Raw genomic sequence first — 12927 nt, forward strand, 5'->3', positions numbered from 1 at the left:
TCGACCCACTCACCAAAGCCCCGTAGCAGCCCTGCACGGGGCTTTGATGTGTTCTGGTTAGGGAAAACACACGGCCGAGAAACGGTCAATTGGGCGCAGAATAGTTCTGCTGCTTAGAGGGCGCCAAGAGGCAGCGCTTAGCGGTACGGTTTCCCCCCCCCACCCACCCCCAGTGCGACACATCGTCAGAGTCCTGACACTAGGATGGAGAAAAGAAATGGCAGAACGCATCTGGCTCACGAGCTACCCCGCAGGCGTGCCGGCCGACATTGATGTCGGCCAGTACGGCTCGTTGGTGGACTTGATGGAAGAGAGCTTCCGCACCTATTCCAGCAGGGTTGCCTACAGCTTCATGGGACAGGACATCAGTTATGCGCAGACCGACAGCCTGAGCCAGAGCTTTGCCGCCTATCTGCAAGGCCTCGGTCTGGCCCGGGGCGACCGCGTGGCCGTCATGATGCCGAACGTGCCGCAGTACCCGGTGGCCGTGGCGGCCATCCTGCGGGCCGGGCTGGTTCTGGTGAATGTGAACCCTCTGTACACGCCGCGCGAGCTGGAGCACCAGCTCAAGGACAGCGGCGCAAAAGCGATTGTCATCATCGAGAACTTTGCCAGCACGCTGGAGAAGTGCCTGGCTGCCACGCCGGTGAAGCATGTGGTGCTCTGCGCCATGGGCGACCAACTGGGCGTAGTCAAGGGCGCCGTGGTGAACTACGTGGTGCGCTCGCTCAAGAAGCTGGTGCCGCCCTTCGACTTGCCCACGGCGGTACGCTTCAACCAGGCCATTGCGCGCGGCAGCAAGGCCGACTTCACCCGCCCGCTGCTCAAGGCCGATGATGTGGCGGTGCTGCAATACACCGGCGGCACCACCGGCGTTTCCAAGGGTGCGGTGCTCCTGCACCGCAACGTGCTGGCCAACGTGCTGCAGTCCGAGGCCTGGAACGCACCGGCCATGGACCGGGTGCCAGCGGGGGTGCAGCCCACCAGCGTCTGTGCCTTGCCGCTCTACCATATCTTCGCCTTCACCATCGGCATGATGCTGACCCTGCGCACCGGTGGCAAGCTCGTACTCATCCCCAACCCGCGTGACATCCCGGCGGTGCTCAAGGAACTGTCCAAGCACACCGTCCACACGCTCCCGGCGGTCAACACCCTGTTCAACGCCCTGGCTACCCACCCGGACTTCGATACCGTGGACTGGAGTCAGCTCAAGGTGTCTGTGGGCGGGGGTACGGCCGTGCAAAGCGCGGTGGCCAAACTCTGGCTGGAGAAAACCGGCTGCCCGATTTGCGAGGGCTATGGCTTGAGCGAAACTTCTCCTTCGGCCAGTTGCAACCCGGTCACCTCGCTGGAATACACCGGCAGCATTGGCGTGCCTCTGCCCAATACCTGGTTCAAACTGCTCGACGATGAAGGCCATGAGGCCGCTCCCGGCCAGCCCGGCGAGATCGCCATCAAGGGGCCGCAGGTCATGGCCGGTTACTGGCAGCGCCCGGATGAAACCGCCAAGGTCATGACGCCTGATGGTTACTTCAAGACCGGCGATATCGGCGTGGTGGATGCACGCGGCTTCTTCAAAATCGTGGACCGCAAGAAGGACATGATTCTGGTCAGCGGCTTCAACGTGTACCCCAACGAACTGGAAGACGTGGTGGGCCAGATGCCCGGCGTCATGGAGTGCGCCTGCGTGGGCATTGCCGACGCCAAGAGTGGTGAGGCCGTCAAGCTGGTGGTCGTGCGCAAGGACCCGGCCCTGACCGAGGCCGATGTGCGCGCCTGGTGCAAGGAAAATCTCACCGGCTACAAGCAGCCCCGTGTAGTGGAGTTCCGTGACGAATTGCCCAAGACGCCGGTAGGCAAGGTGTTGCGCCGCGAGCTGCGCGACAAATGAGCCTGCAGGTCCACGCCTCTGGCCCGCTGGCCATTCTGAGCGCACTGGCCGAAGAGCAGGCCGGTTTGCTGGAGCAACTGCAGGGGGCAGAGCGCACCCTGCATGCCGGGCGCGAATTCTGGCAAGGACAGCTCGATGGCCTCCCCGTGGTGCTGGCGCTCTCGCGCATTGGCAAGGTGGCCGCAGCCACTACGGCTGTGGCGCTGATCGAGCGCTTTGGCGTTGGGCAGATTGTGTTCACCGGCGTGGCCGGCGGTGTGGGTGCGGATGTGCAGGTGGGCGATGTGGTGGTGGGCACCGGCTATGTGCAGCACGACCTGGATGCCTCACCCCTGTTTCCGCGCTACCAGATACCGCTGACAGGGCAGACCGTGCTGGTGGCCGATGGCAGCCTGGTGCAGGCGCTTTTGGCCGCCTGCGATGCGGGGCTGCACGGGCTGCAGCACGCAGGCCGCGTGCCGGTGGTGCACCAGGGTCTGATTGCCAGTGGTGACCGATTTGTGAATGGCGCCGAAGAAACACGCCGCATCGTGCAGGCCCTGCGCAGCCACGGCCACGCGCCGATGGCTGTGGAGATGGAGGGCGCTGCCGTGGCGCAGGTGTGCCTGGACTACGGCCTGCCTTTTGCGGCGGTGCGTACCATTTCTGACCGTGCCGACGACACGGCGCATGTGGACTTTCCCGTGTTTGTGCGCGACGTGGCACGCGTCTTTGCGCAGCGCATCATGGCCGCGCTGGTGCGCACGCTGTAGGCCGCAGCCCGGCTTCAGCGCAACCAGCCGCGTTTGTAGAAGTACCACATGGGCACGATGGCGCTGGCCACCATCACGCTCACGGTATAGGGGTAGCCCCAGCCACCCAGAAACTCCAGCTCCGGGAACTTCAGGTTCATGCCGTAGACGCTGGCCACCAGAGTGGGCGGCAGCAGGGCCACGCTGGCCACCGAGAAGATCTTGATGATCTTGTTCTGGTTGATGTTGATAAAGCCCACCGTGGCGTCCATCAGGAAGTTGATCTTGTCGAACAGGAAAGCGGTGTGGCTGTCCAGCGAATCGATGTCGCGCAGAATCTGGCGTGCATCGTCAAACTGCTCGGCGTTGAGCATCTTGCTGCGCATCAGAAAGCTCAGGGCGCGCCGCGTGTCCATCACGTTGCGGCGAATGCGCCCGCTCATGTCCTCGTGGCGGGCAATGGCGCCCAGGGCTTCGCCGGCAATGGCATCGGTCACGTTGCCCGACAAGACCTTTTTGCTGACCTTTTCCAGTTCGTCGTAAATGCCTTCCAGTGTGTCGGCCGAATATTCGGCATCGGCATCAAACAGCTTGAGCAGAACTTCCTTGGCGTCCTCGATCAGGCCGGGGGCGCGGCGTGCGCGCATGCGCAGCAGGCGGAACACCGGCACGTCTTCATCGTGGATGGAAAACAGGATGCCCTTGCTGCGCAGGTCGTCGTTGACCAGGTTCAGGATAAAGGCGGCGCGCACCGTGTGGGGCTCATCGTCATCGGCCACCAGAAAGTCACTGCGGATATGGATTTCACCATTGTCCTCGGCATAAAAGCGCGCCGACTCTTCGATGTCTTCGTCCATCACGTCTTCGGGGATGGACAGGCCGTAGTACTGCTTGACCCAGCGCTTTTCTTCCAGCGTGGGCGACTCCAGATCGACCCAGATGGGATTGAATTTGGAGAGCTCTTCCAGCGACTCGATCTCTTCCTGAAAGAGCCGTCCGTTGGCGAGCGTAAAGATATTGAGCATGGCTCACTCCCGGGGGGGTTGGTATCAATGCAAGGCGGTGGATGGGCTTGCTTTCAACCCCGCTGCATGAATGGGAGTTGAAAGCTACCGACTGGGGTAGTTTTCCAAGGAGCGTTCTCCGATTGTTGATCTGCGTAAATTATCGCACCATTAAATCAGGCCAGAGTCGTGCAACTCGCGTTTCACATAGGCGTAGTACAGGGGTGCAGCGACCAGACCGGCCACCCCGAAAATGGCCTCGCCGATGAACATCACGGTGAGCAATTCCCACGCTGCGGTGTTGGTGCGTTTGCCCACCACCTTGGCATTGATGACGTACTCGAATTTGTGAATCGCCACCAGAAACAGCAGGCAGGACAGCCCTACGGTGGGCGACACCGAAACACCGGCAATCGTCAGCACGCTGTTGCACAGCAGGTTGCCCACAATCGGTATCAGCCCGGCCACAAAGGTCAGGCCGACCAGGGTGGCGGAGTAGGGAATGCTCACGCCAAACAGGGGCAGGGCAATCCACAAAAACGCTGCGGTGCAACTGGCGTTGAAGACTGCAATCCAGAACTGGGCCACGACGATTTGCCGGAAGGCCGCCATGAAGTCGGCGCCGCGTTGGCGCAGGGCCTGGCGCAAGGGTCCATTGGCCAGCGGCGTGGGCGTGCCCACGATGAGCGCACCCACGACCAGACCCACATACACCAGCAGGCTGCCGCGCAGCCCGGCCGTGCCAAAGCCGGTGAGCGCATGGGCCTGCGATTGCAGGTACTCCACCAGCCAGCTCTGGGCTGACAGCAACTCGTCTGGCAGATGGCTGGCCAGGTCCGGCGGCAGTTTTTGCCGAATCTCCAGCACGGTGCCCGCCAGATGGTGCAGCAGCGCCTGGTACTGGGCCACTGCGCCAAAGGCCATCCCCTTGGCGTTGGCAAACAGAAAGACCAGGGCAATGATGGGCATGGTGATTACAAAGGCCGAGGCCCAGGCCGGGCGCAGATGGGGGCCGCGCAGCCGCTGCAGGCCCACCAGGGCGGATGCAAACAGGTGCCCCGCGCAAACCGCCAGCAGGCCGGGCAGCAGGCCATAGATCAGCGTGGCCGTGCACAAGGCCACCGCCAGAAGATAGCTGGCCGTGCCTGGGCCCCAGGCTCCAGCGCCAGAGGGAGAGGGCACAGAAACAGGGCGGGACTTGTTATTGGAAGTAACCATAAAGCGTGGTGTGAGGTGACAGGTGTGATTGAAAGTGCATGCCAGCATGTCGGTCCGGCAAAGCCCACAGTGTGTTGCGGCGCATCAGAAGATATCGTTGCCAAGTGCCATTTTCGGGCGCATAGTGAATCCAACGCCATGCAATTGAAACAGACTTTTTTCCCCTGCGTTTCGCGTTCTGCGAGCGCTTCTTCAACCCTGAGAGCAACTGGAGGTTAGATATGAATTTGACGATCAGCGGTCATCACCTTGAGGTTACCCCGGCCCTGCGTACGTATGTGACGACCAAACTGGATCGCATCATGCGACACTTTGATCAGGTGGTGGATGTCAAAGTGCTACTCACGGTAGAAAAGCAGAAGGAAAAGGAAAGGCGTCAACGAGCCGAATGCAATATCCACGTGAAGGGCAGCGACATGTTTGCCGAATGCTCGCACCAGGATTTGTATGCTGCAGTGGATGAACTGGTCGACAAACTGGACCGCCAGGTGGTGCGCCACAAGGACCGTGTACAAAACCACCACCATGAGGCACCCAAGCGCCTGATGTAGCGCCGGGCCGGATTGGCTCCTTCCTTGCACCAAAACCGCCCCCTGCAGGGCGGTTTTTTTATGTGCATAATCGCCTCAACCACCATGAACCAACTCTCCCGAATCCTGCCTCCCGCGCAAGTCTGCGCCCAAGTGGAAGTCACCAGCAAGAAACGCGCTTTTGAGGAAGCAGGCTTGTTGTTCGAGAACCAGCACGGCCTGAGCCGCGCCCTGGTGACCGACAGCCTGTTCTCCCGCGAGCGTCTGGGCTCGACCGGCTTGGGACATGGTGTAGCCATTCCCCATGGACGCATCAAAGGACTCAAGGCGCCTCTGGCGGCCGTGTTCCATCTGGCCCAGCCCATCGGTTTTGATGCGCCGGATGACCAAGCGGTCAACCTGCTGATTTTTTTGCTGGTGCCCGAGGCTGCAACGCAAAAGCATCTGGAAATCCTGTCCGAGATCGCCGAGCTGCTGAGCGACGCCTCCCTGCGCGACCAGATGACCCAGTGCACCGATTCCCTGGCGCTGCATGGGCTGATTGCCGGATGGCATTCGGCGCGCGTGGCCTGAGCCCTTCGCCTCCACAGACTGCCCTGTGAAACCCACCGTAGTCAGCGCCGACGTCCTGTTTGAAGAATTCCGCGGCACGCTGCGCTGGGAATGGGTGGCTGGCCTGGGCGCGTCCGAGCGCCGCTTTGACGAGGTGGCCGTACGCGCCGCCCGTTCCGGTGCCGACCTGGTCGGTTACCTCAACTACATCCACCCCTACCGCGTGCAAATTCTGGGTGAGCGCGAGGTTGCCTACATCACCAACGCGCCGCCTGAAGACTGCGCCCGGCGCATTGCCCGCATCGTCACCCTGGAGCCGCCGGTTCTGGTGCTGGCTGATGGCCAGGTGGCGCCGCAGGCCCTGCTGTCCATGTGCGAGCGCGCGCAGATTCCGATGTTTTCCACGCACGAGTCCTCGGCCTTTGTGATCGACGTGCTGCGTGCCTACCTGTCCAAGCACTTTGCCGACCGCAGCTCCATGCACGGCGTGTTCATCGACATTCTGGGCCTGGGTGTGATGATCACCGGCGAGTCGGGCCTGGGCAAAAGCGAGCTGGGCCTGGAGTTGATTTCCCGCGGCAACGGCCTGGTGGCCGACGACGCGGTGGACCTGTACCGCATCAACCAGACCACCATTGAGGGTCGCTGCCCCGAGCTGCTGCAAAACCTGCTGGAAGTACGCGGCATTGGCCTGCTGGACATACGCGCCATCTTTGGCGAGACCGCCGTGCGACGCAAGATGCGCCTCAAGCTCATCGTGCATCTGGTGCGCCGCGAAACCCTGGAGCGCGAATACGAGCGCATCCCCTACGAGCCGCTCACGCAGGACGTGCTGGGCGTGCCGGTACGCAAGGTGGTGATTCAGGTGGTGGCCGGTCGCAATATCGCCGTGCTGGTGGAGGCGGCGGTGCGCAACACCATTCTGCAGTTGCGCGGCATCGACACCTACCAGGAATTTGTCGAGCGCCACCGCAACGCGATGGCTAACGGAAACTAATAAAAGCTTTTCACGCGTTTCGGTGCGGGCACGCGTCGCGTGTGCAATGCGCGTACAAGCTGAGTGCGTGGTCTGCGATGGCGAAGCCCTTGGCTTTGGCCACTGCGTGCTGGCGCTTTTCAATTTCGGCATCAAAGAACTCTTCCACCCGGCCGCAGTCCAGGCACACCAGATGGTCGTGGTGCTGGCCTTCGTCAAGTTCGTACACCGCCTTGCCGCTCTCGAAATGGCTGCGCAGCAGGATGCTGGCCTGCTCGAACTGGGTCAGCACGCGGTACACCGTGGCCAGGCCCACGTCCGAGTTGTCTTCCAGCAGCACGCGGTACACGTCCTCGGCCGTCATGTGGCGCTGCTTGCCGCGCTGGAACACTTCCAGGATTTTCAGGCGCGGTATGGTGGCCTTGAGTCCGGTGCTTTTGAGTTCGTCGATGTTGGTCATGGTGTCTGGTCACGCCGCTCGGGCGGCTAAAGGTCCGGTATGCCCGGCAAAGGCCCAGCCGCTACAATGGTCCGATCATATCGCTCAGTCCCACATCCATGCTTGATACCCCTCGATTGCGTCTGCCCTTGCTGGCCTTGGCTTTGCTGACGGCCGGGCTTTCGGCGTGCTCCAGCACTCCGGCATCCAAGAGCTTGCTGGACACCATTTCCCCCTACCGCTTCGACCGCGTCCAGGGCAATGTGGTTACCCGTGAGCAGGTTGCCGCATTGAAGACCGGCATGCCACGCGCAGTGGTCAAGGACATCCTGGGCACACCTTTGCTGACCAGTGTGTTCCATGCCGACCGCTGGGACTATGTGTTTACCTTCAGGCGCCAGGGTTCGCCTTCGCAGGAGCGCCGGGTTACGCTGTTCTTCAAGGGCGATGCCCTGGACCACTTTGAAGCCGATGATTTGCCCACCGAAGCCGAGTTCGTGGCCACACTCAAATCCATGCCCACCGAGGGCAAGCTGCCCCCCATGGAGGCGTCCGCAGAAAGCCTGAAGAAATTCCCGCCCGCTGCCAAGCCCGAACCGGTGGCCCCCACGGCCTCCAGGGCGTCTGCCGACTATCCGCCGCTTGAGCCACTGAGCAAATAAGCGTTCGCTGCATATTCGCCCTTTCGCCCTTTGATTGGCACCCACGACACGTTTTGACAGGATTGGGAACATGACCCACAGAATCGCAGTTGCCGGTGCGTCCGGCCGTATGGGGCAGATGCTCGTGGATGCCATTCGGGCATCCGACGATTGCACGCTCACCGGTGCCCTGGACATAGCAGGCAGCCCGGCCATTGGCAAGGACGCCGGCGCGCAGTCCGGCCAGCCCACCGGCACCCTGATCACCGCCGATTTGCGCGCGGGCCTGGCCCAGAGCCAGGTGCTGATCGACTTCACCCGCCCCGAAGGCACGCTGGCCCACCTGAAGGTGTGTCGCGAACTGGGCGTGGCCATGGTGATTGGCACCACCGGTTTTACCGAAGCGCAAAAGGCCGAGATCACTGAGGCTGCTCAGCACATTGCCATCATGATGGCGCCCAATATGAGTGTGGGTGTGAACGTCACGCTCAAGCTGCTGGAGATGGCGGCCAAAGCCCTGTCCACCGGCTACGACATTGAAATCGTCGAGGCGCATCACCGCCACAAGGTCGATGCACCGTCCGGCACGGCCCTCAAAATGGGCGAGGTCATTGCCGACGCCCTGGGGCGCGACCTCAAGGACTGCGCCGTCTATGCCCGTGAAGGCGTGACCGGCGAGCGCGATCCCTCCAGCATCGGCTTTGCCACCATTCGCGGCGGCGATATTGTGGGTGACCACACCGTGCTGTTTGCCGGCATCGGCGAGCGCATCGAGATCAGCCACAAGTCCTCCAGCCGCGCCACCTACGCCCAGGGCAGCCTGCGCGCCGTGCGCTTTCTGGGTGGCAAGACCAGCGGGTTGTTCGACATGTTCGACGTCCTGGGTCTGAAATGAATCCCGCTGACTTTTTGGGCCATCGCGATGCCGTGGGCACGGCAGTGGCCTTGCTGCTGCTGATGATGTCGGTGGGCAGTTGGGTGGTGCTGCTCTGGAAGGGCTGGCTGCTCAAACGTGCCAGCGCCGATATGGGGCGCAGCACCATGGCCTTCTGGCAGGCTGCGTCGCTGGAAGACGGCCTGACGGTGGTGCGCGCCCTGGACCGCGAAGCCCTGCTGCTGCCCCTGGTGGAAGCCGCTCTGGCCAAAACCCCTGCGGGCCATCTGGGCGCTGCGGGCGACAAGTCCCAGCAACTCACCCGCGTGCTGCGCGATGCCCTGCATGGCGTGCTGCACAAGCTGCAGGCCGGGCAGGTGCTCTTGGCCACCGTAGGCTCCACGGCTCCCTTTGTGGGCCTGCTGGGCACGGTCTGGGGTATTTACCATGCGCTCATGGGCATTGCCGGTGCGGGCCAGGTCAGCATCGACAAGATCTCCGGCCCGGTGGGTGAGGCGCTCATCATGACCGCAGCCGGTCTGGCCGTGGCCATCCCCGCCGTGCTGGGCTACAACATCCTGGGTCGCTTCATAGGCCGCATCGAAGCCGACCTGGAAGGCTTTGCGCGCGATCTGCGTGAGCTGCTTTTGACTGCAGCGAAGCCATGATGGCAATTTCCCGCCGGGCCGCCCCAAGGGAAATTCGCCCCCTCGGGGGGCAGCGACCCGCGCAGCGGTGGAGCGTGGGGGCCATAGCCATATGAGCTTCGGCAGGCTTGAGCGTTCGCAGGGCTCCACGCCCATGAGCGACATCAACATGACGCCGCTGATCGACGTGATGCTGGTGCTGCTGGTGATCTTCATCATCACCGCGCCGCTGATGGTCAGCTCGGTCAAGGTCGATCTGCCCAAGGCCGCGGGCACCAGTGCCTCCGCCGCGCCGAAGTTTGTGGAACTCAGCATTGACCGCAGCGGCCAGGTCTACGTGGCCGACGTGGTGCAAAACAGTGAGGCCCTGGCCAATCTGCTGGCCAGCACCGCACGGGCCAATGCAGACGCCGAAGTGCGCCTGCGTGCCGACACCACCGTGCCCTATGGCCGCGTGGTGGAAGTCATGGGCCTGGCGCAAAAGGCGGGTTTGAGCCGCATCGGTTTTGTGGCCGATGCGCCGCCAGCGGCCAAGCCCTGATTCCCTGCCGCACACGCTCCCGGGCTTCTGCCCCGGCACTGCCTCCTGCAGCGCCTAAAATCGCTGCAAGCACCTCTTTTCAGGCCACGCGGCCCAAGCCACACCCATGCAAGACAAATACCAGCACACCGACGTAGAAAAAGCCGCCCAGGCCCATTGGGCCCAACCCTTGTGGAGCGGGCGCAATGCCTACCAGGTGGTGGAAAACGCGCTGGACGCCAAGGGCCAGCCGCGCAAGAAGTTCTATGCCTGCTCCATGCTGCCTTACCCCAGCGGCAAGCTGCACATGGGCCATGTGCGCAACTACACCATCAACGACATGCTCACGCGCTACCTGCGCATGAACAGCTACAACGTGCTCATGCCCATGGGCTGGGACGCCTTCGGCCTGCCTGCTGAAAACGCCGCACTCAAGAACAAGGTGCCGCCAGCGCAATGGACGTACGAGAACATTGCCTACATGAAGAAGCAGATGCAGGCCATGGGCCTGGCGGTGGACTGGAGCCGCGAGGTCGCCACCTGTGATCCGCAGTACTACAAGTGGAACCAGTGGCTGTTTCTGAAGATGTTGGAAAAAGGCATTGCCTACCGCAAGACCCAGATCGTCAACTGGGACCCGGTGGACATGACCGTGCTCGCCAACGAGCAGGTGATTGACGGCAAAGGCTGGCGCACCGGCGCCACCGTGGAAAAGCGCGAGATCCCCGGCTACTACCTCAAGATCACCGACTACGCCCAGGAACTGCTGGACCATGTGCAGTTGGGCAACGACAAGGCCACGCTGAACGGCTGGCCCGACCGAGTGCGCCTGATGCAGGAAAACTGGATCGGCAAAAGCGAGGGCGTGCGCTTTGCCTTCACCCACACCATCCAGGGCGCCGACAAGTCCCTGATCGGCGACGGACGGATGTATGTGTTCACCACCCGTGCCGACACCATCATGGGCGTGACCTTCTGCGCCGTGGCACCCGAGCATCCGCTGGCCACGCACGCCGCGCAAACCAATCCGCAGTTGGCCGCCTTCATTGAAGAGTGCAAGGCCGGTGGCACCACCGAGGCCGAGCTCGCAGTCAAGGAAAAGCTGGGCATGCCCACGGGCCTGCAGGTCATGCATCCGCTCTCGCACCGCCTGGTGGATGTGTGGGTGGGCAACTATGTGCTGATGGGCTATGGCGACGGCGCCGTCATGGGCGTGCCCGCGCACGACGAGCGCGACTTTGCCTTTGCCAAGAAATACGGCATCCCCATCCATGACGTGGTGCACATCGACGGCCTGACCTACGACCACGACCACTGGCAGGATTGGTATGGCGACAAGCAGCGCGGCGTGACCGTCAACTCCGACGTCTACAGCGGACTGTCCTGCAAGGACGCGGTGGATGCCGTGGCCGCCGCCCTGCACGCCCACGGCCTGGGCGAGAAGAAGACCACCTGGCGCCTGCGCGACTGGGGCGTGAGCCGCCAGCGCTACTGGGGCACGCCCATCCCCATCATCCATTGCGAAGAGCACGGTGCCGTGCCCGTGCCGGAAAAAGACCTGCCTGTGGTGCTGCCGCAGGACTGCGTGCCCGATGGCTCGGGCAACCCGCTGCACAAGCACGTGGGCTTTCACGCCGGCGTGGTCTGCCCGGTGTGTGGCAAGAGTGCCCGCCGCGAAACCGACACCATGGACACCTTTGTGGACAGCTCCTGGTACTACATGCGCTACTGCGACCCCAAGAACACCGACAGCATGGTGGCCGAGGGCACCGCCTACTGGATGCGCGACCAAACCAAGGCCACTGGCGGCAGCGGCATGGACCAGTACATAGGCGGCATCGAGCACGCCATCCTGCACCTGCTGTATGCGCGCTTCTGGACCAAGGTGATGCGCGACATGGGCCTGGTGAGCGTGGATGAGCCCTTCACCAAGCTGCTCACACAGGGCATGGTGCTCAACCACATCTACTCCCGCAAGGGCGACAAGGGCGGCAAGGAATACTTCTGGCCGGCCGATGTGGAGCACGTGCTGGACGCCACTGGCAAGGTGGTAGGCGCCAAGCTGACCAAGCAGGTCGGCGACCTGCCCGCGGGCACGGCGATTGACTACGAGGGCGTGGGCACCATGTCCAAGTCCAAGAACAACGGTGTGGATCCGCAGGACCTGATCGAGCGCTATGGTGCCGACACCGCGCGCCTCTACACCATGTTCACAGCACCACCTGAGGCCACGCTGGAGTGGAACGACGCGGCCGTGGAAGGCAGCTACCGCTTTCTGCGCCGGGTCTGGAACTTCGGCCACAAGCTCTCCACCATGGACTTCGCGGCCGCCAACGCCGAGGTGGCAAAGGCCGGCAGCCTGCAGGAAGTGGCCTTTGGCAAGGAAGCCAAAGCGCTGCGCCTGGAGATGCATACCGTGCTGCGCCAGGTGGACTACGACTACCAGCGCATGCAGTACAACACGGTGGTCTCCGGCACCATGAAGATGATCAACGCCCTGGAGAGCTACGCCCCCACGCTCGACTCCAAGGCATTGGAGTCGGCGGGCTTACAGGCCGCGCTGCGTGAAGGCTTTGGCATTTTGCTACGCTGCCTGTACCCGGCCACACCCCACCTGGCCCACACCTTGTGGTCCGAGTTGGGCTATGCCGCGCAACTGGGCGATCTGCTGGATGCGCCCTGGCCGCAGGTGGATGCCACCGCACTGGTGCAGGACGAGATCGAACTGGTGTTGCAGATCAACGGCAAGCTGCGCGGCGCCATCGTGGTGGCTGCCACCGCTGACAAGGCCGCGATTGAAGCCGCCGCCCTGGCCAGCCCCATCTTCATCAGCCACGCGGCCGGCGCCAAAGCCAAGAAGGTGATCGTGGTGCCGGGCCGTCTGGTCAACGTGGTGGTTTAGCC

At 62.8% G+C, this 12927-nt stretch carries 13 protein-coding genes; 10 read left to right on the forward strand and 3 right to left on the reverse strand.

The annotated features are described in order from the left end of the window. The first annotated feature begins 217 nt into the window (after positions 1 to 217). Both DIC66_RS13435 and DIC66_RS13440 read left to right on the forward strand, forming a co-directional pair. Positions 218 to 1891, forward strand: a complete 1674-nt coding sequence (locus tag DIC66_RS13435; protein ID WP_117178045.1) for a long-chain-fatty-acid--CoA ligase — start codon at positions 218 to 220, stop codon at positions 1889 to 1891. Beyond that, positions 1888 to 2643 (forward strand): 5'-methylthioadenosine/adenosylhomocysteine nucleosidase, encoded by a 756-nt coding sequence (locus DIC66_RS13440; protein WP_117178047.1) that lies wholly within the window; start codon positions 1888 to 1890, stop codon positions 2641 to 2643. Before DIC66_RS13435 ends, DIC66_RS13440 begins: the two co-directional genes overlap by 4 nt. Before the next feature lie 14 nt (positions 2644 to 2657). On the opposite strand, the gene corA is transcribed toward DIC66_RS13440, so the two are convergent. Then, entirely contained in the window at positions 2658 to 3647 is a 990-nt protein-coding gene (gene corA, locus DIC66_RS13445; protein WP_117178049.1) for a magnesium/cobalt transporter CorA, read from the reverse strand. 150 nt (positions 3648 to 3797) lie between these two features. Further along, complete coding sequence (locus DIC66_RS13450; protein WP_117178051.1) at positions 3798 to 4844, reverse strand: AI-2E family transporter; 1047 nt, start codon at positions 4842 to 4844, stop codon at positions 3798 to 3800. A gap of 221 nt (positions 4845 to 5065) precedes the next feature. Here DIC66_RS13450 and hpf point away from each other — a divergent pair, with 221 nt between their 5' ends. From hpf to hprK, 3 genes are all read left to right on the forward strand, one after another. Then, the gene (hpf, locus tag DIC66_RS13455; protein ID WP_117178053.1) at positions 5066 to 5395 is read left to right on the forward strand and encodes a ribosome hibernation-promoting factor, HPF/YfiA family; all 330 of its coding nucleotides are present in this window, start codon (positions 5066 to 5068) and stop codon (positions 5393 to 5395) included. A gap of 84 nt (positions 5396 to 5479) precedes the next feature. Then, positions 5480 to 5947 (forward strand): PTS sugar transporter subunit IIA, encoded by a 468-nt coding sequence (locus DIC66_RS13460; RefSeq protein WP_117178258.1) that lies wholly within the window; start codon positions 5480 to 5482, stop codon positions 5945 to 5947. A gap of 25 nt (positions 5948 to 5972) precedes the next feature. Further along, complete coding sequence (gene hprK / locus DIC66_RS13465) at positions 5973 to 6923, forward strand: HPr(Ser) kinase/phosphatase (RefSeq protein ID WP_117178260.1); 951 nt, start codon at positions 5973 to 5975, stop codon at positions 6921 to 6923. Positions 6924 to 6933: 10 nt separating this feature from the next. Here the strand turns inward: hprK and fur are convergent, their stop codons facing one another. Beyond that, positions 6934 to 7362 carry a ferric iron uptake transcriptional regulator gene (gene fur, locus DIC66_RS13470; RefSeq protein WP_117178055.1) on the reverse strand — a complete coding sequence of 143 codons (429 nt, stop codon included), beginning with the start codon at positions 7360 to 7362 and terminating at the stop codon, positions 6934 to 6936. 98 nt (positions 7363 to 7460) lie between these two features. Between fur and DIC66_RS13475 the strand changes: the two genes are divergently transcribed. The 5 genes from DIC66_RS13475 to leuS all read left to right on the forward strand — a co-directional run bounded on the left by DIC66_RS13475 (position 7461) and on the right by leuS (position 12925). After that, a complete protein-coding gene (locus DIC66_RS13475; RefSeq protein WP_117178057.1) occupies positions 7461 to 8003 on the forward strand; it encodes an outer membrane protein assembly factor BamE in 543 nt (180 codons plus the stop codon). A gap of 70 nt (positions 8004 to 8073) precedes the next feature. Then, the gene (gene dapB / locus DIC66_RS13480) at positions 8074 to 8877 is read left to right on the forward strand and encodes a 4-hydroxy-tetrahydrodipicolinate reductase (protein ID WP_117178059.1); all 804 of its coding nucleotides are present in this window, start codon (positions 8074 to 8076) and stop codon (positions 8875 to 8877) included. Continuing rightward, positions 8874 to 9524, forward strand: a complete 651-nt coding sequence (locus tag DIC66_RS13485) for a MotA/TolQ/ExbB proton channel family protein (RefSeq protein ID WP_117178061.1) — start codon at positions 8874 to 8876, stop codon at positions 9522 to 9524. Before dapB ends, DIC66_RS13485 begins: the two co-directional genes overlap by 4 nt. A 91-nt stretch (positions 9525 to 9615) precedes the next feature. Next, a complete protein-coding gene (locus tag DIC66_RS13490) occupies positions 9616 to 10044 on the forward strand; it encodes an ExbD/TolR family protein (protein WP_117178063.1) in 429 nt (142 codons plus the stop codon). Between the two features lie 106 nt (positions 10045 to 10150). After that, positions 10151 to 12925 carry a leucine--tRNA ligase gene (gene leuS, locus DIC66_RS13495; protein WP_117178065.1) on the forward strand — a complete coding sequence of 925 codons (2775 nt, stop codon included), beginning with the start codon at positions 10151 to 10153 and terminating at the stop codon, positions 12923 to 12925. Positions 12926 to 12927 lie beyond the last annotated feature (2 nt).

Source organism: Rhodoferax lacus (genome assembly GCF_003415675.1).
In the GTDB taxonomy this organism is placed as follows: Bacteria; Pseudomonadota; Gammaproteobacteria; order Burkholderiales; family Burkholderiaceae_C; genus Allorhodoferax; species Allorhodoferax lacus.

Excerpts from the sequence above, each read along its gene's own strand:
- DIC66_RS13435 (WP_117178045.1), top strand. The coding sequence starts at position 218 with ATGGCAGAACGCATCTGGCTCACGAGCTACCCCGCAGGCGTGCCGGCC.
- DIC66_RS13440 (WP_117178047.1), top strand. The coding sequence starts at position 1,888 with ATGAGCCTGCAGGTCCACGCCTCTGGCCCGCTGGCCATTCTGAGCGCA.
- corA (WP_117178049.1), bottom strand. The coding sequence starts at position 3,647 with ATGCTCAATATCTTTACGCTCGCCAACGGACGGCTCTTTCAGGAAGAG.
- DIC66_RS13450 (WP_117178051.1), bottom strand. The coding sequence starts at position 4,844 with ATGGTTACTTCCAATAACAAGTCCCGCCCTGTTTCTGTGCCCTCTCCC.
- hpf (WP_117178053.1), top strand. The coding sequence starts at position 5,066 with ATGAATTTGACGATCAGCGGTCATCACCTTGAGGTTACCCCGGCCCTG.
- DIC66_RS13460 (WP_117178258.1), top strand. The coding sequence starts at position 5,480 with ATGAACCAACTCTCCCGAATCCTGCCTCCCGCGCAAGTCTGCGCCCAA.
- fur (WP_117178055.1), bottom strand. The coding sequence starts at position 7,362 with ATGACCAACATCGACGAACTCAAAAGCACCGGACTCAAGGCCACCATA.
- DIC66_RS13475 (WP_117178057.1), top strand. The coding sequence starts at position 7,461 with ATGCTTGATACCCCTCGATTGCGTCTGCCCTTGCTGGCCTTGGCTTTG.
- dapB (WP_117178059.1), top strand. The coding sequence starts at position 8,074 with ATGACCCACAGAATCGCAGTTGCCGGTGCGTCCGGCCGTATGGGGCAG.
- DIC66_RS13485 (WP_117178061.1), top strand. The coding sequence starts at position 8,874 with ATGAATCCCGCTGACTTTTTGGGCCATCGCGATGCCGTGGGCACGGCA.
- DIC66_RS13490 (WP_117178063.1), top strand. The coding sequence starts at position 9,616 with ATGAGCTTCGGCAGGCTTGAGCGTTCGCAGGGCTCCACGCCCATGAGC.
- leuS (WP_117178065.1), top strand. The coding sequence starts at position 10,151 with ATGCAAGACAAATACCAGCACACCGACGTAGAAAAAGCCGCCCAGGCC.